Below are 23,957 nucleotides of genomic sequence, written 5' to 3' on the forward strand. Positions count from 1 at the left end.
ACGCGTCAGGGGAAACCGGGTATCCTTGCCGTCTTGCCAATGGTGGGCGGCCGGTTTGTTGGGGTCGGTTCACTGTCATACGCGCCCGTAGCTCAATGGATAGAGTACTGCCCTCCGAAGGCAGGGGTTGCTGGTTCGATCCCAGCCGGGCGCGCCAAATGGCCTGATTCCAGGCACCGAATTTCCCGATCCGTTTTCTGAATTCGCTGAAGCGTCGCGTTGCGCAGTCGGCCGTTTACCGCGCCGCTTCGCTGCCGCGTCGTTATGCGAGAATCCCCCGCAACGACAACTCCAAGCGTCGATCGCGGCGGCCGTCCGCGCATCGCGCCGATTCTCACGATGGCAGCCAACCCGTCTCTCCCGGCCGCAGGCAATGCCCGCGCGCTGACCGACGCGCAGCAGGCGCTGCTTACGCGCCTGCTTGCCTATTCCCCCGACGACCCGCACGCCGCGCTGCCATACAGCCGCCGCCTCGCCGAAGCGGAAGGCTGGACGCATGCGCACGCGCTGGCCGTGATCGACGAATACAAGCGTTTCGCGTTCCTTGCGCAGGCGGCCGGGCACCCGGTTACGCCGTCGGTCGCGGTCGATGCCGCCTGGCATTTCCACCTGCAGTACACGGTCGAGTACTGGGACGTGTTCTGTGCCGACGTGCTGCAGGCAAGGCTGCATCACATGCCCGGCACCGGCGCGCCGGACGAGGCCGTCGTGTACGACCAGCGCTATCGCGACACGCTCGACAGCTATCGCCGGCTGTTCGGCTGCGAGCCGCCCGTGTCGATCTGGCCGCAGCCCGTGCGGTCGCGTGCCGGCCACCGGGCATCGCGGGCGGATGACAGGCCGGTCGCACGTGCGCCGGGCGAGCCCGGGCCGGAAGCCGCGGCGGCTCCCGCAGCGCGCAGAAGCTGGCGCAGCCGGCTGCCGAATCTGCCGAAGCTGCTGTGGCCCGCGGCTGTCGCAAGCGTCGCCGCGACCTGCGCGTCGGCACAGGACTTCAACGTGCTGAACTACACGGGGCCGCAGTTTCTCGCCTTCTATATACCGGCCTGCGTCGTCGCGCTGCTGGTGATCGTCTGTTTGCAGCAGATCGAATACCGTTGCCGGCGCAGGAGCGTATTCACCCGCGAAGCGATGCCGGACCTGACGGCCGAGGAGGTCGCGTACATCACGGGCGAGGAGCCGCGGGTCGTGCAGGTCATGACGCTGTCGCTGATCCAGGCGGGTGCGATCGACCTGAGGATGGCCGGACGGTTGGGCGCGCGCGTCCAGATCCGCGATCCGGCGCGTGCAGGCGACTACGCGGAAGAGTGCGCATGGCTGGCCGGGCAGCCGGACGGGGAGGTGAGTTACGGCGCGTTCTGCCGGCTTCTTGCGCATCGAGCATCGGGATATGCGAATGCGATGTGCCGGCGCGGCTGGCTCTGGGCGCCCGGCGAGATGCGCACGGCGCGGCTGGCCGCGCGCGCGATCGTGTTGGCCGTGCTGGGCACGGGCATGGCGAAACTCGCGGTCGGGCTGAGTCGCGGGCGGCCGGTGCTGCTGCTCGGCATCGGCATGGCGGTGTTCGCGATCGCGTACCGCATTATCGCGGCGCGCATGACCGGTTTCGGGCGCGGTGGCCTGTCGGTCGGCGGGCAGGCGACGCTCGCCGCGCACCGGAATGATCACCGGGACGAACACAGTACGCCGGACGATCTGTTGTGGGCCACCGCCCTGTTCGGCGCGGGCGCGCTGGCCGGCACCGTGTGGGCGATGCATGCGAGCGCGTTGATGGAGCCGCCGCCGCTGATGACGGCGGCGCGCGGGGGGGGATCGATGGGGGCGTCGTCCGGCAGCAACTCGAGCGACTTCGGGTCGAGTTGTTCGTCGTCGAGTTCATGCAGCTCCAGTTCGTGCAGTTCGAGTAGCTGCGGCGGGTGTTCGTCGAGTAGTTGAGTCGTTGAGGCGACGCATCGCGGATGGCGGGTCATGCGGTGACGGGTAGGCGAACCCGGGGCAGGCGGATTGCGGCGATTGAGCGTAGCGGCGCGGATCGAAGCAGCGATTCCGCAGCAAGTCGACGCTGAAGCGCGTGGCGGGTCGGTGTATCCGCAGAATCGGCCGGACAAAAAAATGCCCGCGCAGGGCGGGCATCGAGGCGAACGAGCACGCCCTCACTTCGGCGTGTAGTGGTTGTTGTCCGTGGGTGGCGCGCGGCGTCGGGCGGCGCGCCGGGCGGCCTTACAGGCGCGCCATGTCGTGGTATTCGCCGACGGCCTGCACGCGGCCCATTGCCCCATGATATTCGTCGGCCAGCTCGCGCTGAGCGAGATGGGCTTCGGCGAAAATCCGTTCGTTGCTGGCCTGGATGCGGCGAATCGCGGCGAGACCTTCCGGCGGCTCGTTTGCGGTCAGCGCCATCACGAGCGGCGAGCGGATTTCCGCGAGGCGCGCGGCTTCTGCCCAGTCGGCCATCGACGCTGCGTGCTCGATGTCGTCGGTGAGCGCGTTCAGCCGCGCGATCAGTTGATGCTGTTCCATGGTTCGCTCCGTCCGGGCCGCTTACTTGTTGTTCGACATCGCGCCGGCGCTGTTCTGACCGCCGAACAACTGCGTCAGGTACTGCGAATTGTTGTTCATCGTCGCCATCAACGTGTTGAGCGCGGTGAACTGCGCCTGGTACTGGTTCGTCAGTTGCGTCGCGTAGTCCGACAGGTTCGACTGCTGCTGCGCGATGCTCTTCAGATCGGCATTGAGCGCGGTCGTCCGCAGGTCGATCAGGCCGCCCGTCTTCGTGAAGTTGGTGATGGCCGTCGACATCTGCGCGCCGACGCCGTTCGTCGAATTGAACAGCGCCGCGACGCTCGCCGGGTTGTTCTGCAGTGCCGTGTTGAGCTTGGTGCTGTCGGCTTGCAGCGTGCCGTCGGCCTGCAGCGTGATGCCGATCGATGATAGCGTGAGCGTCGAGCTGCCGCTCTTCACGCCGGTCGTGACGAGCGATGCGAGCGTGTTCTTGATCGTGTTCAGCGTCGAATCGCCGAGCAGCGGGCCCTGCGTCGTCGCGCCGGACGTGAACTGGGTGAGCGTGCCCATCGTCGTGACGAGCGTGTTGTAGAGGCTCACGAAATTGTTGATCGCGGTGGCCTGCGACTTCGTGTCGGGCGCGATCGTCAGGGTTTGCGCCTGCACGTCGCCGACCGCGGCGGATGTCAGGTTCAGCGTGACGCCGGCGATCGCCGAAGTCACCGTGTTGGTCGAACTCGTCGCGCTGATTCCGTTGATCGAGAATGCGGCGTCCTGGCCGGGCGTGCTCTGCGACCACGCGGCGTTGCTGTTCGCGGACGTGAAGGTCGACGGGCCGCCGTTCTGGCCGGGGGCCGACTTGACGCCGAGATTCGACAGCCCGGCGTCGCCGCTCAGGTTGCTGACCTCGACGCTGATCGTGTTGGATGCGCCGGTCGCGGCGGAGCTCAGCACGAGGTGGGCGCCGTCGGTGCCGGTAACGACCGTCGCGGTGATGCCGGGGTTGCCCGACGCACCGTTGATTGCGGCCGCGATGCCGGCCACCGTGTTGTTCGAGCTGTCGATGTTGACGGAGAACGACTGGTTGCCGAGCGACAGCGCCAGCGTGCCGCTGCCGAGACCCTTCGTCGGATCGGTGAAGCCGACCGACGACAGCGCCTGCGCGGAGGCGATCCGGCTCACGTTCACGTTGTAGGTGCCGGCGACCGCGCCTTGGCCGGCCGTCGCGGTGAGGCCGTTGCCGCTGGCCGTCGCGGTGAAGGTGCTCTGCAGCGTGCCGTTGGTGAGCGTCGTCAGGCTCGCCTGCAGCGCGCTCAGTGCGGAAGACAACGTGCCGAACGCGGAAATCTGTGTGTTGTCGGCGGTTTGCTTCGCGGTCAGCGCGCCTGTCTGGCCGGCAGTTTTCGCGTTCACGAGCGCCGTCACGAGGGAGTTGACGTCCATCGTCGAGTTGCCGGTCGAGCCGCTGATGATCGATTGCGCGGCTTGCTGAAGCGCGCTGTTCGCGTTGGCGCTGGACGTGTTGGTGTTGACGGTGGACATATGACGGCTCCGTGCCCCGGACGAGCGATGTGTGTGTGGTTATCGGTTGCGTGTTGCGTGAAGGCCTGGGTCTGTCGCGGTGCAGCCTGTTTCGATGCGCATACGCCAAAGCGCCCGGGGCGCCGCGCGATGTTTTGCGCGATGCCCCGGGCGTGACGGCGGGAAGCGATTATTGCAGGAGCTTCAGGACCTGCTGCGGCAGCGAGTTAGCTTGCGCGAGCACCGAGATGCCGGCTTGCTGAAGCACCTGTGCCTTGCTCAGGTTCGCGGTTTCCTGTGCGAAGTTCGCGTCCTGGATCTGCGATTGGGCTTGCGACAGGTTGGTCGACTGCGCTTGCTGCGTTGTGCTGATCGCGGTGAAGCGGTTTTGCGCGGCACCGAGGTTTGCCTGCATGTTGTTCACGGTTGCCAGCGCGTTGTCGATCGATTCCATGGCGAGATTCGCGCCTGCTGCCGAGCTGATATCGATGTTTGCAACAGTGGTCGGGACATTGGTCGTATTGATCGACAGTACCTCGCTGTTGATCGAATTGCTACCAGTCTGCGCGAAACCGCTACCGGTGCCGAGCGGGCTGGCGGCCACGATGTCAAGCGACTGCCCACCATTGGCACCCGTCGTCGCGCCAACGTTGAAGAGTGCGGTCTGTGCTGTACCCGACAACTGGTTGGCGGCAACAGTCGCGTCGCTGCCATTGATGCCAAAGACGTAACCGCCGGTGCCATCACCGTAAATTTGAATCGAAGTGATTGCCGCGGGGTTCCCCGACACGTTGGCAGTGCCGTCAGCGTTCAGGTTGAGGCCGGTGATTTGACCGAGCGCGCCACTTGCCGGCGTTTGGGCTGCAATTGTTGCAGCCGATGCATTGATGTTGGCACCGCTGATCTGGTTAGCCAGATTATTTGCGGCGTTTGCAGCAGCCGTTTGCGAAGCAGTAACCGCACCGCTTGCGAGTGCGCCTTGCGGGGTGAGTTGCAGGGCAGTGCCGGCGCCTTGGGTCGTGTTGCCAAACAACGCAGTCACTGCCGTATTCGACAGAGCTTGGTTGTTTTGGTCGGTGAATGTAAATCCGCCCTTGCCGTCTGCCAGAACATTAATCGACGTGACTTGATAACCGGTCGAAGTCGCTGCGTTGTACACGCCGCCGGTCGCCGAATCGATATTCAGGTTGCTCAGCGTGCCAAGCGTCGAGCCACTCGAAACCAAGCCTTGGCCGATAGATGCTGACGACAGGCTTTGCGTAAGGTTCAGGCTAATCGTCTGTCCAACGTTGGCACCTACCTGGAACGAGACATTGCCTGCTGACCCGTCCAGCAAATTCTTGCCGTTGTAGTTGGTCTGCGAGGCAATGCGGTTCACTTCCGCGATCTGCTGCGTTACTTCCGTTTGCAGTGCTTGCTGGTCGCTCGACGACAGCGAGCCGCTCGAAGCCTGCACGGCCAGCTGGCGGATACGCTGCAGGCTCGACGTGATCTGCGACAGGCCGCTCGATGCGGTCTGGATCATCGACACGCCGTCGTTCGCGTTCGACACGCCCTGGTTCAGGCCGTTGATCTGCGTTTGCATGCGGGTCGCGATTGCCAGACCTGCCGCATCGTCGGCCGCGCTGTTGATGCGCTTGCCCGACGACAGGCGGGTGATGGCTTGCGACAGTGCGCTCTGCGAGCCGTTGAGGTTCTGCTGCGCGACCAGCGAGTTGATGTTGCTGTTGATTCCGAGCATGGAAATTCTCCTGTTTAAGCCGAAAGCCCTGGAAAGCCGTTTTGGCGTCGGCGGAAGCACTCGTTCATTGCTGGCCGCCTCAGAGCAGGATTTCGGCGGCCCGAAACAAAACTTGAGGGGCGCATGGAGATTCGGCCCGATTTTTTGTCCTTCTTTGTCATTTCGGACGGGCCCGGCTCGATACCGGATTGGCGGGTGCCGAGGCCGGCCCAGCCACGCAGTCGTTCGCCTGTGCATACGCAATCGACAAAAGGGTGGTTTTGTCTGTGATTCCCTGCTATGATGGCGGGCTGAATTGAGATTTTCTGTCAAGCCTGTGCCGTCTCGGCATTCTTGCTGGCAGTCAAACGCGGCGCTGCACGCGGCTTGTGAAGCGTACTCGCGGTGCTTTCCGCCTCTCTTTTCCGGCCTCCGAGGCCGTATTTCCGCTCGTTTCGCCTGTTTGTGGGGACGCTCGGATGGCCGGTGCGTGGCGCTTGGCCGCTACGTTTTTGACCGTTTAAGCAATTTAGGAACGACATGACGACGATTCTTCTGAAAGAAAACGAGCCGTTCGAAGTGGCGATTCGCCGCTTTCGCCGTGCTATCGAAAAAAATGGCCTGATCGCTGAACTGCGCGAACGCCAGTCCTACGAAAAGCCGACCGCAGTCCGCAAGCGCAAGAAGGCAGCAGCCGTCAAGCGCCTGCACAAGCGCCTGCGCAGCCAGATGCTGCCGAAGAAGCTCCACTAAGAGCGTCTACGGTTCGCCGCAAAACGGCGGAGCGTGCTTCGAAAGAAGCCGCTCCGCCGTTTTGCTTTTCGGGGTTGGAAAATGTTGAGGATCCTGACGGAAAAATGGCCGATCGGCTGCCGGACGGCGGCACGGCCATGTGGCGGTTCCACCGGCGGCCGATGGGTGAGGCCGTCGAAACCTTCACCCGGAAATCGATCTTCGCGCTCGCATTCGCCGTGCGCAGATCATCCCCGGCGGCGCGTTGACTCGCGGACGCGGTAAACCGGCCAGTTTGGGTGCCGTCAACCGGCCTTGCGGCGCCGTGCCGGCTGCTGTTTACCGCCGAGCGCCGCGCATTGCGCGTGACACGGGCAGCCGGCCTCGTGGTCGTTGACCATCCCGGTTGCCTGCATCAGCGCATAACAGATCGTCGAGCCGACGAACTTGCAGCCGTACGCCTTCAGCGCCTTGCTGAGCGCGTCCGACTGGGCGGTCGACGCGGGCGCGTCGCGATACGACTGCCATGCGTTCTGCACCGGCGTGTGGTCGACGAATGACCACAGGAAGTGCGCGAGTGACCCGTGATCGTCGCGAATGCGCTGCACGGCCCGTGCGTTGGTCACCGCGGACTCCACCTTCGCGCGATTGCGCACGATGCCGGGATTCTCGAGCAGTTTCTCGATGCGCTTCGGCGTGAAGCGCGCGACCGCGTCGACATCGAAGTCGGCGAACGCCTCACGATAGCCGGCGCGCTTGTTCAGGATGGTCGACCACGACAGCCCCGCCTGCGCGCCTTCCAGAATCAGCATTTCGAACAGGTGGCGATCGTCATGCGACGGCACGCCCCACTCGGTATCGTGATAGTGAGCATCCGCTTCCGTCTTTACCCAGTTGCACCGCTGCGACATCGTCCGCCTCGTTCCAGTGTCGATTCGATCGTGCCAGCATAGCGGAAGGCCCATTGACGGCATAGCTGGCCGAACGGCAGATGGGCGCGTGGCGCCGATCCGGTTAAGCTTGGCGCCTGTTCGAATCAGCAGGATCAACGCATGACGGCATTACTTTTCGCGATCGGCATCGACGGCGGCGGCACCGGCACCCGCGCGGTCCTGGCCGACCGGCACGGGCGCGAGCTCGCGCAAGGGCGCGGCGGCCCGTCGGGGCTCGGCCTCGGCATCGAGCGCGCGTGGGCATCGATCTGCGCGGCCTGTGGCGACGCGTTCACGCGGGCGGGGCTCGCGTTCAACTGGTCGCAGTGCGCGCTCGGCTGCGGGCTCGCGGGCGTCAACAATGCCGCGTGGCTCGCCGCGTTCCGTGCACTGGCGCCGCTCGACGCCATCGCGATCGAGAGCGACGCCTATACGACCGTCGTCGGCGCGCATGGCGGCGCGCCGGGGCTCATCGTCGCGCTCGGCACGGGCAGCATCGCGGCGGCGCTCGATGCGGCGGGCGACTGCCGCATCGCGGGCGGCTTCGGCTTTCCGTCCGGCGACGAGGCGAGCGGCGCGTGGCTCGGCGTGCGCGCGCTTGCATACGCCCAGCAGGCGCTCGACGGCCGCGTGCCGCGCGACGCATTCGCCGACGCGCTGCTCGCAGAAACGGGGGCGCATGATCGGGATGCACTCGTCCAGTGGTCGTGCGATGCGAACCAGACAATCTATGCGCGCCTTGCGCCGATCGTGCTCGCGCACCGCACCCATCCCTATGCGGCCGCGCTGATCGCGCAGGCCGGCGACGAGATCGGCAAGATGATCGACGCGCTTGATCCGCAGCAGGCGCTGCCGGTCGCGCTGTGCGGCGGGCTGGCCGACGCGCTTGCGCCGGCCGTGCCGGCGCGTCACGCGGCCCGGCTGCGCGCGCCGCTCGACGACTCCGCGCATGGCGCGTTGCGGCTCGCGCTGCAGGCGCTGAGGGCGGCTGAAGCGGGGTGAGTGGTTTGAAGGCGGGCAGAGCGCGGCGAGTGGGCCGAGCAGGCCGACCGTGTCAAGCAGGTCGCGCGCATTGAGCGAACTGAATGGACGGTGCAGATGAAGCGGCTCGAACAGGCTGGCCAAGTCGAATCAGCGGACCGAAGGCCCAACGCGCCCAACCGCCCGGCGCGCCCCTGAGCACGACGTTAAAATACGGGTTCCGCAGCATCCTGCGCGCCATTCCCTCGTCCCCATGTACAAAGTCATCGCCACCGATCTCGACGGCACGCTGCTGAACAGTGACCACCAGCTGGATCCGTACACGATTGAGACCGTCCGCCGGCTCGACCGCGACGGCCTGCAGTTCGTGATCGCGACGGGCCGTCACTACGCGGACGTCGCCGGCATCCGCGACGTGCTGGGCATCCGGCCGTACCTGATCACGTCGAACGGTGCGCGCGTGCACGCGCCGGACGATACGGCGATCCACGCGCAGGACATCGATCCCGCGATCGTCCGCGGCCTCGTGCAGCCGGGCGTGACCGGCGCGCACGGCCGCGTGATCGTCAACCTGTTCACCGACCAGGGCTGGCTGATCGACCGCGACGCGCCGCACCTGCTCGAATTCCACCAGGATTCGGGTTTCCGGTACGACGTGATCCACATGGCCGCGCACGACGGCGTGGATATCGCGAAGGTGCTGTACATCGGCGAGCCGGCCGATCTGGCGGTGGTCGCCGAGCAGATGCGCGTGCAGTTTGGTGATGCGCTGTACGTCACGTACTCGCTGCCCGATTGTCTCGAAGTGATGACCGCCAACGTGTCGAAGGGCCGCGCGCTGCGTGCGGTGCTTGCCCGGCTCGGCGTCGACGCCGGCCACTGCATCGCGTTCGGCGACAACATGAACGACATCGACCTGCTCGAAACGGCCGGTCACGCGTTCATGATGAACAACGCGAACCCCGATCTGATCGCGCACCTGCCGCACATCCCGCGGATCGGCAACAACTTCGACGCGGGCGTCGCCCGCCACCTGCGCACGCTGTTCGCACTCGAGGACACCCTCGATGGCGTCGCCGCTTCCTGAGCGGACATGAAAAACGGGCGCCAGCGGCGCCCGTTCAAATTACCTGCCTCGATATTGTTTGACAGCGTGAGGCTCGCTGTTCTGCTCGCGTGACCCCGTAGTGTTTTATTCGCTTGTGCGAGCGGATGCGGGCAGCAGGCCGACGGCATCGTCGCGCCCCGCGATCAGCGGGTAGACGACCCCCGCGATTGCCGCGCCGATGATCGGTGCGACCCAGAACAGCCACAGCTGGCCGATCGCGTCGCCGCCCACGAACAGCGCGGGGCCGGTCGAGCGGGCCGGATTCACCGACGTATTGGTGACCGGGATCGAGACCAGGTGAATCAACGTCAGGCACAGGCCGATCGCGATCGGCGCGAAGCCGGCCGGCGCGCGCTTGTCGGTGGCGCCGAGAATCACGAACAGGAAGAAACCCGTCATCACGACTTCGCAGATGAACGCCGCGCCAAGCGCGTAGTGGCCGGGCGAGCGCTCGCCAAAGCCGTTCGTCGCAAAGCCGCTGCCGACGACGTCGAAGCCCGGCTTGCCGGTCGCGATCAGGTACAGCACGAACGCACCGATCGTCGCACCGACCACCTGCGCAACGATGTACGGCGCGAGATCGCGTGCCGGGAAGCGGCCGGCGACCGTCAGGCCCACACTCACCGCCGGATTCAAATGGCACCCCGAAATATGGCCGATCGCGAATGCCATCGTCAGCACGGTCAGGCCGAATGCAAGTGCGACGCCGGCAAAGCCGATGCCGAGGCCCGGAAAGGCGGCGGCCAGCACGGCGCTGCCGCACCCGCCAAGCACGAGCCAGAACGTCCCGAATGCCTCTGCAGCCAGACGCTGAGAAAGATTCATGTAAGAACCTCGTTCAAGTGAGGTGACGACAATCGGACGACCGGGCGATTTATTCGACGCCGGGAATTGGTCTGGATTATAGGAAATGAATCGGCTTGGGGAGGGTCAACGATTGTTAAATTTGAATAGCTGACGAATGCCCTTTATTAGAATAAGTCCGCATTCTCGATATAGCCGAATCGGTTAAAGATGGCAGCATTAATTTCGAAGAGCAGGGCGGCAGTGGGGATGACGTAACGGATGCTGGTGTTCCGGCCGGACTCGCCGGAGCCGCATCATGGAAAAAAGGGAGTCGAAAAATGTCTCAATACGCGAAACTCAAGGCGCAGATCGCCGATCTGCAGGCTCAGGCGGATGACGTGCGTCGCCAGGAAGTGGCGGCGGTGATCGCCGACGTCCAGCGAATGATTGCCGAATATGGGCTGACGGCCCAGGACCTGGGCTTCGCGGAGCGAGCGCGGCGCGGCCGTCCGCCGAAAAAGGCGCCGCTACCCGCGAAATACCGCGACCCGAAGTCGGGTGCAACCTGGAGCGGGCGCGGCAAGCCGCCGAATTGGATCGTCGGGAAAAACCGCGATCGTTTCCTGATCGAATGACCGCGCAAAAAGAAAGAGCCGCATCGACGATGCGGCTCTTTGGCTTTTTCGCGCCGATTTCGACGCGAATTTTCGGGAATATTTCCTGACGAATTTCGGCGTCAGGCGCCCGCGACTTGACGCAGGGTCGGCTGTTTTGCCGTCGTGCAAAGCGATTCGTAAGTTTCGACGTAGCGTCGCGCCATCGCTTTCGAGCTGAAGCGCGTATCGAAGCGTGCGCGGATCGCGTCGCGCGACAGGCTGTCGATCCGGTGCAGCGCGCCGACCGCGCCCTGCACGTCCTCGACGATGAAGCCGGTCACGCCGTCCTCGATCACCTCCGGCACCGAGCCGCGGTTGAAGGCGACGACCGGCGTGCCGCAGGCCATCGCCTCGATCATCACCAAGCCGAACGGCTCCGGCCAGTCGATCGGGAACAGCAGCGCCTTCGCGCCGGACAGGAACGCCGGCTTTTGTGCCTCGTTGATCTCGCCGATGAATTCGACATGCGCTTCGCCGAGCAGCGGCTCGATCACTTCCTTGAAATAGTCGGCGTCGGCCTTGTCGACCTTCGCGGCGATCTTCAGCGGCAGCCCGCTTTGCGCGGCGATCCGGATCGCGGTGTCGACCCGCTTTTCGGGGCAGATCCGGCCCAGGAACGCGAGGTATTCGGGCTTCACGTCCGGTTGCGGCGTGAGCAGCGTGTCGGGCAGCCCGTGATATACGGTGCCGGCCCAGGCGGCCTGCGGCAGCGGCTTGCGCTGCGAATTCGAGATCGAGACGACCGGCGCGTCCGGGAACGCGTCGAACACCGGCTGCAGCTCCGGCAGGTCGAGGCGGCCGTGCAGCGTCGTCACGTAAGGCGTATCGAGGCGCGACATCAGCGGGAACGGCAGGTAGTCGAGGTGAAAGTGCAGCACGTCGAATTCGTGCGCGACACGGGCGACCTGCTCGATCAGGCGCATATGGGGCGCCATCGAGTCGCGAATCGACGGGTCGAGCCGCAGTGCGCGCGGCCATGCCGCCTCGAGACGGGCGGACGTGACGGAGTCGCCGCTGGCGAACAGCGTCACGTCGTGGCCGAGTTCGACGAGCGCCTCGGTGAGGTAGGACACGACACGCTCGGTGCCGCCGTAGAGTTTCGGCGGGACGGCTTCGTAAAGCGGCGCGATCTGGGCAATACGCATGGGCGTTCTCCGGTGTCGACCAGCGTGGGCGCTCGAGTGCGCATGCTGGTCCGATACAAGGTTGCGGAACTCGCCGACGTACGCTTTCTGCGGTACGTGGCCGGGTCCGTGGCGCGATGCGCGGGACGCCGGGCGGCAAGCTTCGGGGGCGGGCCGGCACGGCTCCCGCCGCCGCCCATTGGAGTCCATTATCGATATCGCCTTCAGGGGTTCGAGTGTTTTTTCAAACACTTAAGGCTTGTTACACGATGAAATACGCGAAAACCCCGATAAAAAGGGCGCATAAACATGGATCGAGATGGCCGCAACTATTGTTGCGCTATGGTGAAAAACCACTATAATTTTTACCGACTCACGCGCCGGCAGCCTTGCCGGACGGCCTCCAGCCGGATTCGACCCCTGCAGCACCGCATCGCTGACGAATTCGCGCCCCATTTGCCCCCGTCTTTTGTCCCCTTTCAATTCGCCTTGTCGGAAAAATTCCTACACGGTTTACAGACAAATCCTGCATGGCATACGTCACTTCGCTGATACCGGCGCAAATGCCGTTTGGCCAAAATTCGCCCTGTAAGACTGATAAACGTGCCGGCGGACGCCAAGAATCGACCTGTTCGAGCAAACGTTTTCATAATGAAAGGCCAAAGCAAAAGCTCTTAACGGGGGAATCATGAGCGCCACCAGCGAAATGCTCAGTGAGATCAAAGAGGTCAACCTGTCGTACCTCCTCCTCGCGCAGCGCCTGCTGCGGGAAGACAAGGCGATGGGCATGTTCCGCATGGGCGTGTCCCAGGAACTGGCCGACGTGCTCGCGAACCTCACGCTCGCCCAGACCGTGAAGCTCGCCGCATCGAATCAGTTGTTGTGCCGTTTCCGCTTCGACGATCACGCGTTGCTGTCCTCGCTCGCCGACAAGGGGCGCAGCGACGTCGTCACGCACGCGCACTCGGCCATCCTGATGGCCGGCCAGCCGGTCGAAAGCGTCCGCTGATCCTTTTCCGCCTTGCGTTCGTCCCGGCGTGGCGCGCCGGCGGGCGACGTATTGGCCACGCATCCGAACAACGTCAAGCGGACGGTTATTCACCATGGCAAGCAAAAGCGTCGTGATCGAGGTGAAGGAAATCACCCTCGCCATCGAACTGATCGAACTGGGTGCCCGGCTGCAGCTGCTGGAGGCGGAGACGAGCCTGTCGCGGGACCGTCTGATCAAGCTGTACAAGGAGCTGAAGGGGGTGTCGCCGCCCAAGGGGATGTTGCCGTTCTCGACCGACTGGTTCATGACGTGGCAGCCGAACATCCACTCGTCGCTGTTCTACAACATCTACCGGTTCATGCAGGATCACGGCCGCTGCGAGCCGATCCAGTCGATCGTGAAGGCGTACCGGCTGTATCTGGAGCACGTAAACCTCTCCGGCGACGAGGCTGCGCTGAGCCTCACGCGCGCGTGGACGCTCGTGCGCTTCTTCGACTCGGGGATGCTGCAGACGACCCCGTGCACGCGCTGCGGCGGCCACTTCGTCGCGCATGCGCATGATCCGCATCAAGGTTTCGTCTGTGGCCTCTGCCAGCCGCCGTCGCGCGCGGGCAAGACCCGCAAGGCCGCCGCCGCACGCGCGGAGCTGGCCGCCGCGGCCGCCTGAACCCCGCCGGGCGCGGCTCGGGCGGCGCCGGCCGGCTCCCGCGCGCCGCGCGAACCGGCCGGGATTGCTGGTAAACACCGCCGCGCCGCCGTCCCACGACCGCCAAAGTTTTCCTGACGACTGCCGTAAACCTGTTTAACGGCGGTCTCCCCGCCGGTCTTTCGTGAGGGACAGGCAGTGCTGATTATCGTGGGAACACTCGTGACGCTGTTGTCCGTCTTCGGCGGTTATGCGCTGGCAGGCGGGCATCTGGGCGCACTGGTCCAGCCGCTCGAGATCCTGATGATCGTGGGCGCGGGCGTCGGCGCGTTCCTTCTCGGCAACGGCATGAAGACCATCAAGGCGACGCTGCGCGTGCTCCCGACGCTCTTCAAGAGCTCGAAGTACACGAAGGATGTCTATATGGAGCTGATGGCGCTCTTGTACGTCGTGCTCGCGAAGGCGCGCAAGGAAGGCACGCTGACGCTCGAGGCCGACATCGACGATCCGGACAAGAGCCCGATCTTCACGCAATACCCGAAGATCCTCGCCGATCGCCACATCGTCGAATTCCTGACGGACTACCTGCGCCTGATGGTGGGCGGCAACATGAACGCGTTCGAGATCGAGAGCCTGATGGACGAGGAGATCGAGACGCATCACACGGAAGGCGAAGCGCCCGCGCATGCGCTGATGCGCGTCGGCGACGCGATGCCGGCGTTCGGGATCGTCGCGGCCGTGATGGGTGTCGTGCACACGATGGCGTCGGCCGACAAGCCGCCCGCGGTGCTCGGCGCGATGATCGCGCAGGCGCTGGTCGGCACGTTCCTCGGGATCCTGCTGTCGTACGGACTGATCGGGCCGCTCGCGAGCCTCGCGGAGCAGCGCGTCGCCGAATCGACCAAGATGTTCCAGTGCATCAAGGTGACGATCCTCGCGAGCCTGAACGGCTATGCGCCGGCGATCGCTGTCGAGTTCGGCCGCAAGGTGCTGTTCTCGACCGAGCGTCCGTCGTTTGCCGAGCTCGAAGAGCACGTGCGCCGCGTGAAAGCGAAGTGATGCGGAGCGCCCGATGAGCAAGAACACGGATCGCGCGATCGTCGTGAAGCGGGTGGCGCCGCAGAAGAAGGGCCACCACGGCGGCGCATGGAAGCTCGCGTATGCGGATTTCATGACCGCGATGATGGCGTTCTTCCTGCTGATGTGGCTGCTGGGCTCGGTCACGACGGTGCAGCTGAAGGGCATCGCCGACTATTTCAACACGCCGCTGAAGACCGCGCTGTTCGGCAGCGGCGATCGCAGCTCGCAGGACTCCAGCATCATCAACGGCGGGGGGCGCGACCTGTCGAGCCTCGACGCGGGCACGCTGCGCCGCGCGGACGGCACGACGTCGCTCGCGGAGCGCATCGCGAAGCCGACCGACGAGCAGGCGCGCGCGCAGGTGCAGGGCGCGCTCGAGCGGCTCGAGCAGGTGCGCCTGCACGACCTGCAGATCAAGCTGATGGCGGCGATCGAGGCGAATCCGACGCTGCGCCAGTTCAAGCAGCAGATCCGCATCGATTCGACGCTGATGGGGCTGCGCATCGAGATCGTCGATACGCAGAAGCGGCCGATGTTCGCGATGTCGAGCGACCAGGTCGAGCCGTACATGCGCGACATCCTGCGCGAGATCGGCAAGACGCTGAACGACGTGCCGAACCGGATCATCGTCCAGGGCCACACCGACGCGGTGCCGTACGCGGGCGGCGAAGGCGGCTACAGCAACTGGGAGTTGTCGGCCGACCGCGCGAACGCGTCGCGCCGCGAGCTGATCGCGGGCGGCATGGACGAGGCGAAGGTGCTGCGCGTGCTCGGCCTCGCATCGACGCAGAACCTGAACAAGGCCGATCCGCTCGATCCGGAAAACCGTCGGATCAGCGTGATCGTGTTGAACCGCAAATCCGAAGACGCGCTGATGCGCGACGACCAGACGACCACGACGCTGTCGGCCGACGCGGCGGGCTCGAAGCTGCTGGCCCAGCAGCTCGGCGGCCCGTCGCCGGCCGCGCGACCGGCGCTCGCGAGCGCCGCCGCCGTGGCGCCGAAACCCTGACGTTTCCCAGATGCCGAGACACGCATGCAACAACCCCCACGCTCACTTTGTTCGCTGCCCCTCGAGGGGGCGGTCAGCCGCCTTGGGGCGGCCCTGCGGAGGCTGACATGATCCGAACCATTCTCGCCATCGACGACTCCGCGACCATGCGTGCGCTGCTGCAGGCGACGCTTGCGCAGGCCGGCTACGACGTGACGGTGGCGCCGGACGGCGAAGCCGGCTTCGACATGGCGGCCACGGTGCCGTACGACCTGGTGCTGACCGACCAGAACATGCCGCGCAAGAACGGGCTCGAGGTGATCGCCGCGCTGCGCAAGCTGGGCGCATACACGGACACGCCGATCCTCGTGCTGACGACCGAAGGCAGCGACGCGTTCAAGGACGCCGCGCGCGACGCGGGCGCGACCGGCTGGATCGAGAAGCCGATCGACCCGGCCGTGCTGGTCGACCTGGTCGCGACGCTGTCCGAGCAGACAGCCCCCTGACATGAACGCGACGAATCCAACCGGTGACCGGGCATGACTCTCGACATCACGCAGTTCTACCAGACCTTTTTCGACGAAGCGGACGAGTTGCTCGCGCAGATGGAGCAACTGCTGCTGAACCTCGACGTCGGCTCGCCCGACCCCGAGGACCTGGCCGCGATCTTCCGCGCCGCGCATTCGATCAAGGGCGGCGCGGCGACGTTCGGCTTTTCCGCGCTGACCGAGACGACCCACATCCTCGAGTCGCTGCTCGACCGCGCACGCAATCATGAGCTGACGCTGACCAAGGAAATGGTCGACGCGTTCCTCGAGACCAAGGACGTGCTGTCCGACCAGCTGGTCGACTATCGCGCGAGCGCGGAACCGGACGCGGCGGCTGCCGCGGCGATCTGCGCGAAGCTCGAACGCCTGAAGGCCGAGAGCGGCGGTGCGCCCGCGGACATTGCGCCGGCCGTGCCGGCTACTCCTGCAGCGACGACTGCACCGGCGACTGCACCGACACCGCCCGCCAGCAGCGACCGCGCGCCCGATCACGTGGTCGAACAGGCCGTCGCGGCCGCGCATCCGGTGGCCAATCCGGCCGACGCCGGCGCGGACGGCCCGCACCTGAAGATCACGCTCGTCGGCGTCGACGCGAAGGATCAGGCGCTGCTCACCGAGGAGCTCGGCAATCTCGGCCGGATCGTCGGCCGCGAGGAAGCGGGTGCGGACCTGACGCTGTGGCTCGAATCGGACGTGCCGTCCGACGACATCGTCGCCGTGTGCTGCTTCGTGATCGACGACAGCCAGATCCGCATCGCGCGCGGCACGGCGCCGGCTGCACCGGTGGCGCCTGCCGCCGCGCCGGCCGCAGCCGGACCGGCTGCCGCGCCGGAACCGGCCGCGCGGGTCGAGGTGTTCGCGCAAGCCGCCGGTGCCGCACCGGCCGCCGCGGCACCGCAAGCTCAACCGCAGCCGCAGCCGAGCGCCGCCGTGCAACCTGCGCCGCAACCGCACGCCGAACCCGAGGGGCAGGCCGCCCAGGCTGGCGCGCACCACGACGACAAGCGCGCGCGCCCGGCTGCCGCCGCGGCGGGTGCCGAGGGCAGCTCGATTCGCGTCGGCGTCGAGAAGGTCGACCAGCTGATCAACCTGGTCGGCGAGCTCGTGATCACGCAGGCGATGCTCGCGGAAACGGCGAGCGCGTTCGATCCGGCGCTGCATGACCGGCTGTTCAACGGGATGGCGCAGCTCGAGCGCAACGCGCGCGACCTGCAGGAAGCGGTGATGTCGATCCGCATGATGCCGATGGACTACGTGTTCAGCCGCTTCCCGCGGCTCGTGCGCGACCTGGCCGGCAAGCTCGGCAAGCAGGTCGAGCTCGTCACGTTCGGCCAGGCGACCGAGCTGGACAAGAGCCTGATCGAGCGGATCATCGACCCGCTCACGCACCTCGTGCGCAACAGCCTCGATCACGGGATCGAAACCGTCGACAAGCGCGTCGCCGCCGGCAAGGACGGGGTCGGCCAGCTCGTGCTGTCGGCCGCGCATCACGGCGGCAACATCGTGATCGAGGTCAGCGACGACGGCGCGGGCCTGAACCGCGAGCGGATCCTCGCGAAGGCGGCGAAGCAGGGCATGCAGGTGTCCGACAGCATCAGCGACGACGAAGTCTGGCAGCTGATCTTCGCGCCGGGCTTCTCGACCGCCGAGACGGTGACCGACGTGTCGGGCCGCGGCGTCGGGATGGACGTCGTGAAGCGCAACATCCAGTCGATGGGCGGCCACGTCGAGATCTCGTCGCAGGCCGGCCGCGGCACGACCACGCGGATCGTGCTGCCGCTCACGCTCGCGATCCTCGATGGGATGTCGGTGAAGGTCGGCAGCGAGATCTTCATCCTGCCGCTGAACTTCGTGATGGAGTCGCTGCAGCCGTCGAACGACGACATCTACACGGTCGGCAACGGCGAGCGCGTGGTGCGCGTGCGCGGCGAATACCTGCCGCTCGTCGCGCTGCACGAGGTGTTCTCGGTCGAGGACGCGCGCACCGATCCGACCCAGGGGATCGTCACGATCATGGAAACCGAGGGGCGCCGCTTCGCGATGCTGATCGACGAGCTGGTCGGCCAGCAGCAGGTGGTCGTGAAGAACCTCGAAACCAACTACCGCAAGGTGCACGGCATCTCGGCGGCGACCATCCTCGGCGACGGCAGCGTCGCGCTGATCGTCGACGTCGCGGCGCTGAACCGCGAAACCCGTGCGATGCACGGCGCCCGAGCCGGCGCCGAGCTCGCGATCTTCTGACTCTCGCCATTCAACCGATTGGGGGCAAACGTGTCTGCTGAAGTCCAAATGATCAATCCGGCCGCGGCGAACGCGGCTCATAGCCGCCGCGACGCCGAGCATGGCGATGCGACGGGCCAGGAATTCCTCGTCTTCACGCTCGGCGACGAGGAATACGGGATCGACATCCTGAAGGTGCAGGAAATCCGCGGCTACGACAGCGTCACGCGCATCGCGAATGCGCCGGACTTCATCAAGGGCGTGATCAATCTGCGCGGGATCATCGTGCCGATCGTCGACATGCGGATCAAGTTCCATCTCGGCCGCGTCGAGTACGACCACCAGACCGTCGTGATCATCCTGAACGTGTCGAACCGCGTGGTCGGGATGGTGGTCGACGGCGTGTCGGACGTGCTGACGCTGCAGACGGACCAGATCATGCCGGCGCCGGAATTCGGCGCGACGCTGACGACCGAGTACCTGACGGGCCTCGGCACGGTCGACGGCCGGATGCTGATCCTGATGGACATCGAGAAGCTGATGTCGAGCCGGGAAATGGCGCTGATCGAGTCGCTCGGCGCATAAGCGCGCCGCGCGCGCAGGAACTTCGGGAGAATCCGCAATGTTGCATAACTGGTCGATCCGCACGACGCTCACGGCGGTCGGACTCATCCTCGTGGCGCTGGCCGCAGCCGTCGGCGGGCTCGGCCTGGTCGCGCTGAATCACGCGAGCCGTTCGCTCGACGAGATCGCGCACGTCGATCTGCCTGCGATCCACATGCTCGACGACACGTCGTCGTACCTGCTGCGTGCGCGCGTGTCGCTCGACCGCTTCCGCTCGCTGACCGAGGCTGGCAACACGGCCGAGGCGAGCAAGGTGCTCGACCGCGCGCAGGAGCTGTACGCGAAGTCGAACCAGAACTGGCAGGCGTTCCAGTCGACGCCGAAGCGCGGCGTCGAGCAGGCGCTCGTCGACGAACTCGCCGCGCGCTACGCGACGATCGTGAAGGAAGGCGTCGAGCCCGAGTTCGCGGCCGCGCGCGCGGGCGACATGGCGGCGTACCACGCGGTCGCCGATACCAGGATCAGCCCGATGTTCGTCGCGTACGACCAGGCGGCATCGGCCGTGATCGCATCGCTGCAGAAGCGCGCGGAAGAACGCCAGGCCGCGACGCAGTCGCAGATCTCGATGATGATCGGCCTGATCGCGGCCGGCATCGCGATCGCGTTCGTCGTCGTGATCGCGATCCGCTTCGCGCTGCGCGGGCTGATCGTGAAGCCGCTCGAGGACGCGATCGCGCACTTCGAGCGCATCGCCGGCGGCGACCTCACGCAGCCGGTGAACGTGTTCAGCACCAACGAGATCGGCCGCCTGTTCGGCGGCATCAAGCGAATGCAGGACGCCGTGACGACGATGGTGCAGGCCGTGCATCGCGGCACCGAGTCGATCGACGTCGGCGCGCATGAGATCTCGACCGGCAACACCGACCTGTCGCAGCGCACCGAGGAGCAGGCCGCATCGCTGCAGGAAACCGCATCGAGCATGGAGCAGCTGACCGGTACCGTGCGGCAGAACGCGGAGAACGCGCGGCAGGCGAGCCAGCTTGCGGTGAACGCGTCCGACATCGCGACGCAGGGCGGCGAGGTGGTCGGCCAGGTCGTGTCGACGATGCAGGACATCGCGGCGAGCTCGGGCAAGGTCGTCGACATCATCGGCACGATCGAAGGCATTGCATTCCAGACCAACATCCTCGCGCTGAACGCGGCGGTCGAAGCCGCGCGTGCGGGCGAGCAGGGCCGCGGCTTCGCGGTGGTCGCGGGTGAAGTGCGCTCGCTGGCCCAGCGCAGTGCGAGCGCCGCGAAGGAGATCAAGCAGCTGATCGGCGATTCGGCCGAGAAGGTCGAAAGCGGGTCGGCGCTCGTCTCGCGGGCCGGCTCGACGATGGACGAGATCGTGCAGGCCGTGCGCCGCGTGACCGACATCATGGGCGAGATCAGCGCCGCGTCGGACGAGCAGTCGACCGGCATCGAGCAGGTCAATCGCGCGGTCGGCCAGATGGATTCGGTCACGCAGCAGAACGCGGCGCTCGTCGAGCAGGCCGCGGCGGCGGCCGCGTCGCTCGAGGAGCAGACGCGCCAGATGAAGTCGATCGTGTCGGCGTGGCGCGTCGCGGGCGGCATCGCGCTCGCGCCGGCGCGCAGCGCCGTGCGCCCGGCCGCGCACGCACCGGCCGCCGCGCCGGCGTTGCCGTCGGAGAGCCGTTTCGAAGCCGCGCCGGCCGCACTGCCGGCACCGCAGGGCGCCGCCAAGCCGGCCCGTCGTGCAACGCCTGCGCCGCATGCCGCGGCACCGGCCACGAGCCACGAAGCGAAGCGCGCGGCGGATTCCACTGCACGCGCAGCGAAGGAAGCGCCGGCTGCGGGCGGCTACGGCCCGCGTCTCGCGAAGGCGGCCGCACCGGCGCACAAGCCGGCCGAGAAGCCCGCACTGGTACGTCCGGCGCTGAACGGCGAGAAGCCGGCGCTGGCTGCGGCCGGTACCTCCGACGACGATTGGGAGACCTTCTAAGCCATGCCGTCCGCGCGCGCACCGTTTCGACCCGATGCACCGGATAGCTCGCTTCGCGCGGGCGAGCCGGGGCGCGACTTCGCGTTCACCGGCGCGGATTTCGCACGCATCCGCGCGCTGATCCATCAACGCGCGGGTATCTCGCTGTCCGAGCACAAGCGCGACATGGCGTACAGCCGGCTGGCCCGCCGGCTGCGCGCACGCGGCCTCGACACGTTCCGCGACTATCTCGACCTGCTCGAGCAGGAGAACGATCCGCTCGAGTGGGAGGCGTTCACCAACGCGCTGACGACGAACCTGACCGCGTTCTTCCGCGAGTCGCACCATTTCCCGATCCTCGCCGACTTCGTGAAGGGGCGCGCGGCGCCCGTGTCGGTGTGGTGCTCGGCGGCGTCGACCGGCGAGGAGCCTTACTCGATCGCGATCACGCTGATCGAGGCGCTCGGCGAATCGGCCGCGCGCGGCGCATCGATCCTCGCGACCGATCTCGACACGCAGGTGCTCGCGAAGGCCGAGGCCGGCATCTATACGGTCGACCAGGTCAAGCACCTGAGCCCGGAGCGGCTCAAGCGCTTCTTCCTGAAGGGCACCGGCGCGCAGGCCGGCCGCGTGAAGGTGCGCCCGGAACTGCGCGCGATGATCCGCTTCGAGCAGCTGAACCTGACCGATGCCGACTACGGGATCGCGAAGCCGTTCGACGCGATCTTCTGCCGCAACGTGATGATCTATTTCGACAAGCCGACGCAGGGGCAGGTGCTGTCGCGCTTCGAGCCGCTCGTGAAGCCGGGCGGGCTGCTGTTCGCCGGGCATTCGGAGAATTTCACGTACGTCACGCAGGCGTTCCGGCTGCGCGGGCAGACGGTGTACGAACTGACGCGCGATGCCGCGGCGCTCTCGCGCCCGCGCGGCGCGGCGCCCGCCGCGGCCGTGGCGCCGCGCACCCATGCGCGTGCCGCGCCCGCTTACGGAGACCGCGGATGAGCGCCCTGCCGATCGCGACCAATCGCTACTTCGACACCCACTTCGAACGCCCCGGCGTGAAGCTGCTGCCGAACGAGTTCTACACGACGTCCGAGGACATGGTGCTGATGACCGTGCTCGGCTCGTGCGTCGCCGCGTGCCTGCACGACCCGTTCGCGGGCATCGGCGGGATGAATCACTTCATGCTGCCCGACGACGGCGCCGATGCCGGCGCGGCCGCGTCGGAGTCGATGCGCTACGGCGCGTACGCGATGGAAGTGCTGATCAACGAACTGATCAAGGCCGGCGGGCGCCGCGAGCGCATCGAGGCGAAGGTGTTCGGCGGCGCGGCCGTGCTGGCCGGGATGACGACGATCAACATCGGCGATCGCAATGCGGATTTCGTGCGCCGCTATCTCGCGCTCGAACGCATCCGCATCGCCGCGGAGGATCTGCAGGGCGTGCACCCGCGCAAGGTCGCGTTCATGCCGCGCACCGGGCGCGCGATGGTGAAGAAGCTGCGGCTGCAGGTGCCGGGCGTGACCGAGCGCGAAGCCGCGCTGGCGCGCGAGGCCGACCGCGTGCGCGCCGTCCGGCCGCGCGCGCACGTCGAGCTGTTCGCGGCGAAACGGCCGGCCGCGCCGCCGCCGCCGGCGCGCCCGCGCATCGAGCTGTTCGGCGCCCGCGGTGCCGGCGCCGCGCAGGCGACGAACACGAAGACCGGCAGCCCGAACGCCGGCAGCCCGTATGCGGCCAACCTTTCGAGAAAGCAGGAGGCATGACCGCAGTGCAGAAGATCAAAGTGTTGTGCGTCGACGACTCGGCGCTGATCCGCAGCCTGATGACGGAGATCATCAACAGCCAGCCCGACATGACGGTGTGCGCGACCGCGCCCGATCCGCTCGTCGCGCGCGAGCTCATCAAGCAGCACAACCCGGACGTCCTGACGCTGGACGTCGAAATGCCGCGCATGGACGGGCTCGACTTCCTCGAGAAGCTGATGCGCCTGCGGCCGATGCCGGTCGTGATGGTGTCGTCGCTCACCGAGCGCGGCTCCGAGATCACGCTGCGCGCGCTCGAGCTCGGCGCGGTGGATTTCGTGACGAAGCCGCGCGTCGGGATTCGCGACGGCATGCTCGAGTACGCGGAAAAGCTCGCGGACAAGATCCGTGCCGCGTCGCGCGCCCGCGTGCGCCAGGCGCCGCAGCCGCAGGCCGTCGCGCGCACGGCGAGCGGCCAGCCGGCCGCGCCGATGATCAACAACCCGCTCGTCAGTACCGAGAAGCTGATCATCATCGGCGCGTCGACGGGCGGCACCGAGGCGATCCGCGAGGTGCTGACGCCGCTGCCGCCGGATGCGCCGGCGGTGCTGATCGCGCAGCACATGCCGCCCGGCTTCACGAAGTCCTTCGCGCAGCGGCTGAACGGCCTGTGCCGGATCGCGGTGAAGGAAGCCGAGCACGGCGAGCGCGTGCTGCCGGGGCATGCGTACATCGCGCCGGGCCATGCGCACCTGCTGCTCGCGAGGAGCGGCGCGAACTACATCGCGCAGCTCTCCGACGAGCCGCCGGTGAACCGTCACCGGCCGTCGGTCGACGTGCTGTTCCGCTCGGCGGCGCAGCACGCGGGCAAGAACGCGATCGGCGTGATCCTCACGGGGATGGGCCGCGACGGCGCGGCCGGCCTGCTGGACATGAAGCGCGCGGGCGCCCACACGTTCGCGCAGGACGAGGCGAGCTGCATCGTGTTCGGGATGCCGCGCGAGGCGATCGCGCTCGGCGGCGCGGACGAGATCGCGCCGCTTTCCGAGATGAGCCGGCGCGTGATGGCGCGACTGGCGACGATGGGCGACCGCGTGCAGCGCGTCTGAATGAAATGTCATGGGGCACG

Annotated in this window: 23 protein-coding genes and 1 tRNA gene; 18 read left to right on the forward strand and 6 right to left on the reverse strand. The window is 66.6% G+C overall.

Annotation, left to right across the window (positions count from 1 at the left end; translation table 11 throughout):
• Positions 1 to 81: 81 nt before the first annotated feature.
• Positions 82 to 157, forward strand: a tRNA-Arg gene (locus tag AC1Z3W_RS37025).
• Between the two features lie 182 nt (positions 158 to 339).
• Entirely contained in the window at positions 340 to 1,935 is a 1,596-nt protein-coding gene (locus AC1Z3W_RS37030) for a TIGR04222 domain-containing membrane protein (protein WP_483509507.1), read from the forward strand.
• 285 nt (positions 1,936 to 2,220) lie between these two features.
• Here the strand turns inward: AC1Z3W_RS37030 and fliT are convergent, their stop codons facing one another.
• The 3 genes from fliT to AC1Z3W_RS37045 all read right to left on the reverse strand — a co-directional run bounded on the left by fliT (position 2,221) and on the right by AC1Z3W_RS37045 (position 5,764).
• Positions 2,221 to 2,520 (reverse strand): flagellar protein FliT, encoded by a 300-nt coding sequence (fliT, locus tag AC1Z3W_RS37035; protein ID WP_483509508.1) that lies wholly within the window; start codon positions 2,518 to 2,520, stop codon positions 2,221 to 2,223.
• A 21-nt stretch (positions 2,521 to 2,541) separates the two neighbouring features.
• Positions 2,542 to 4,044, reverse strand: coding sequence for a flagellar filament capping protein FliD (gene fliD, locus AC1Z3W_RS37040; protein WP_057930156.1), 1,503 nt, complete (start codon positions 4,042 to 4,044; stop codon positions 2,542 to 2,544).
• A 169-nt stretch (positions 4,045 to 4,213) separates the two neighbouring features.
• Positions 4,214 to 5,764, reverse strand: a complete 1,551-nt coding sequence (locus AC1Z3W_RS37045; RefSeq protein ID WP_057930157.1) for a flagellin N-terminal helical domain-containing protein — start codon at positions 5,762 to 5,764, stop codon at positions 4,214 to 4,216.
• Between the two features lie 519 nt (positions 5,765 to 6,283).
• Between AC1Z3W_RS37045 and rpsU the strand changes: the two genes are divergently transcribed.
• The gene (rpsU, locus tag AC1Z3W_RS37050) at positions 6,284 to 6,496 is read left to right on the forward strand and encodes a 30S ribosomal protein S21 (protein ID WP_006401410.1); all 213 of its coding nucleotides are present in this window, start codon (positions 6,284 to 6,286) and stop codon (positions 6,494 to 6,496) included.
• A gap of 104 nt (positions 6,497 to 6,600) precedes the next feature.
• Positions 6,601 to 6,744, forward strand: coding sequence for a hypothetical protein (locus tag AC1Z3W_RS37055; protein ID WP_160327502.1), 144 nt, complete (start codon positions 6,601 to 6,603; stop codon positions 6,742 to 6,744).
• A gap of 36 nt (positions 6,745 to 6,780) precedes the next feature.
• Here AC1Z3W_RS37055 and AC1Z3W_RS37060 read toward each other — a convergent pair whose 3' ends face one another.
• Positions 6,781 to 7,386 (reverse strand): DNA-3-methyladenine glycosylase I, encoded by a 606-nt coding sequence (locus AC1Z3W_RS37060; protein WP_057930158.1) that lies wholly within the window; start codon positions 7,384 to 7,386, stop codon positions 6,781 to 6,783.
• A 141-nt stretch (positions 7,387 to 7,527) separates the two neighbouring features.
• Here AC1Z3W_RS37060 and AC1Z3W_RS37065 point away from each other — a divergent pair, with 141 nt between their 5' ends.
• A complete protein-coding gene (locus AC1Z3W_RS37065; RefSeq protein WP_483509509.1) occupies positions 7,528 to 8,409 on the forward strand; it encodes a glucosamine kinase nucleotide-binding domain-containing protein in 882 nt (293 codons plus the stop codon).
• A 232-nt stretch (positions 8,410 to 8,641) separates the two neighbouring features.
• On the forward strand, positions 8,642 to 9,475 hold the full coding sequence (locus AC1Z3W_RS37070) for a Cof-type HAD-IIB family hydrolase (protein WP_483509510.1): 834 nt from the start codon (positions 8,642 to 8,644) through the stop codon (positions 9,473 to 9,475).
• Between the two features lie 105 nt (positions 9,476 to 9,580).
• Here AC1Z3W_RS37070 and aqpZ read toward each other — a convergent pair whose 3' ends face one another.
• Entirely contained in the window at positions 9,581 to 10,321 is a 741-nt protein-coding gene (gene aqpZ, locus AC1Z3W_RS37075; RefSeq protein ID WP_124834623.1) for an aquaporin Z, read from the reverse strand.
• Between the two features lie 299 nt (positions 10,322 to 10,620).
• On the opposite strand from aqpZ, the gene AC1Z3W_RS37080 reads away from it, so the two are divergent.
• Positions 10,621 to 10,917: an H-NS histone family protein gene (locus tag AC1Z3W_RS37080; RefSeq protein ID WP_057930162.1), complete on the forward strand. Its 297-nt coding sequence runs from the start codon at positions 10,621 to 10,623 to the stop codon at positions 10,915 to 10,917.
• A gap of 101 nt (positions 10,918 to 11,018) precedes the next feature.
• Here the strand turns inward: AC1Z3W_RS37080 and AC1Z3W_RS37085 are convergent, their stop codons facing one another.
• On the reverse strand, positions 11,019 to 12,083 hold the full coding sequence (locus AC1Z3W_RS37085; RefSeq protein WP_124834622.1) for a glycosyltransferase family 4 protein: 1,065 nt from the start codon (positions 12,081 to 12,083) through the stop codon (positions 11,019 to 11,021).
• 667 nt (positions 12,084 to 12,750) lie between these two features.
• Here AC1Z3W_RS37085 and flhD point away from each other — a divergent pair.
• From flhD to AC1Z3W_RS37140, 11 genes are all read left to right on the forward strand, one after another.
• Entirely contained in the window at positions 12,751 to 13,071 is a 321-nt protein-coding gene (flhD, locus tag AC1Z3W_RS37090; RefSeq protein WP_057930164.1) for a flagellar transcriptional regulator FlhD, read from the forward strand.
• A 94-nt stretch (positions 13,072 to 13,165) separates the two neighbouring features.
• Complete coding sequence (gene flhC / locus AC1Z3W_RS37095) at positions 13,166 to 13,720, forward strand: flagellar transcriptional regulator FlhC (protein ID WP_057930165.1); 555 nt, start codon at positions 13,166 to 13,168, stop codon at positions 13,718 to 13,720.
• Positions 13,721 to 13,897: 177 nt separating this feature from the next.
• Positions 13,898 to 14,758, forward strand: coding sequence for a flagellar motor stator protein MotA (gene motA / locus AC1Z3W_RS37100; RefSeq protein WP_057930166.1), 861 nt, complete (start codon positions 13,898 to 13,900; stop codon positions 14,756 to 14,758).
• Between the two features lie 13 nt (positions 14,759 to 14,771).
• Positions 14,772 to 15,791, forward strand: coding sequence for a flagellar motor protein MotB (gene motB / locus AC1Z3W_RS37105; RefSeq protein WP_483509511.1), 1,020 nt, complete (start codon positions 14,772 to 14,774; stop codon positions 15,789 to 15,791).
• Positions 15,792 to 15,898: 107 nt separating this feature from the next.
• On the forward strand, positions 15,899 to 16,276 hold the full coding sequence (locus tag AC1Z3W_RS37110; RefSeq protein ID WP_057930168.1) for a response regulator: 378 nt from the start codon (positions 15,899 to 15,901) through the stop codon (positions 16,274 to 16,276).
• Between the two features lie 33 nt (positions 16,277 to 16,309).
• Positions 16,310 to 18,559, forward strand: coding sequence for a chemotaxis protein CheA (gene cheA, locus AC1Z3W_RS37115; RefSeq protein WP_483509512.1), 2,250 nt, complete (start codon positions 16,310 to 16,312; stop codon positions 18,557 to 18,559).
• A gap of 48 nt (positions 18,560 to 18,607) precedes the next feature.
• The gene (gene cheW, locus AC1Z3W_RS37120; RefSeq protein ID WP_057930170.1) at positions 18,608 to 19,123 is read left to right on the forward strand and encodes a chemotaxis protein CheW; all 516 of its coding nucleotides are present in this window, start codon (positions 18,608 to 18,610) and stop codon (positions 19,121 to 19,123) included.
• 37 nt (positions 19,124 to 19,160) lie between these two features.
• Positions 19,161 to 21,107 carry a methyl-accepting chemotaxis protein gene (locus AC1Z3W_RS37125; protein WP_057930171.1) on the forward strand — a complete coding sequence of 649 codons (1,947 nt, stop codon included), beginning with the start codon at positions 19,161 to 19,163 and terminating at the stop codon, positions 21,105 to 21,107.
• Between the two features lie 3 nt (positions 21,108 to 21,110).
• Complete coding sequence (locus AC1Z3W_RS37130; protein ID WP_124834619.1) at positions 21,111 to 22,088, forward strand: CheR family methyltransferase; 978 nt, start codon at positions 21,111 to 21,113, stop codon at positions 22,086 to 22,088.
• Entirely contained in the window at positions 22,085 to 22,849 is a 765-nt protein-coding gene (cheD, locus tag AC1Z3W_RS37135) for a chemoreceptor glutamine deamidase CheD (RefSeq protein ID WP_057930173.1), read from the forward strand. The genes AC1Z3W_RS37130 and cheD overlap by 4 nt, the downstream gene beginning before the upstream one ends.
• Entirely contained in the window at positions 22,846 to 23,937 is a 1,092-nt protein-coding gene (locus AC1Z3W_RS37140; RefSeq protein ID WP_057930174.1) for a protein-glutamate methylesterase/protein-glutamine glutaminase, read from the forward strand. Before cheD ends, AC1Z3W_RS37140 begins: the two co-directional genes overlap by 4 nt.
• The last annotated feature ends 20 nt before the right edge of the window (positions 23,938 to 23,957 follow it).

Source organism: Burkholderia sp. 10_S31, assembly GCF_056930375.1.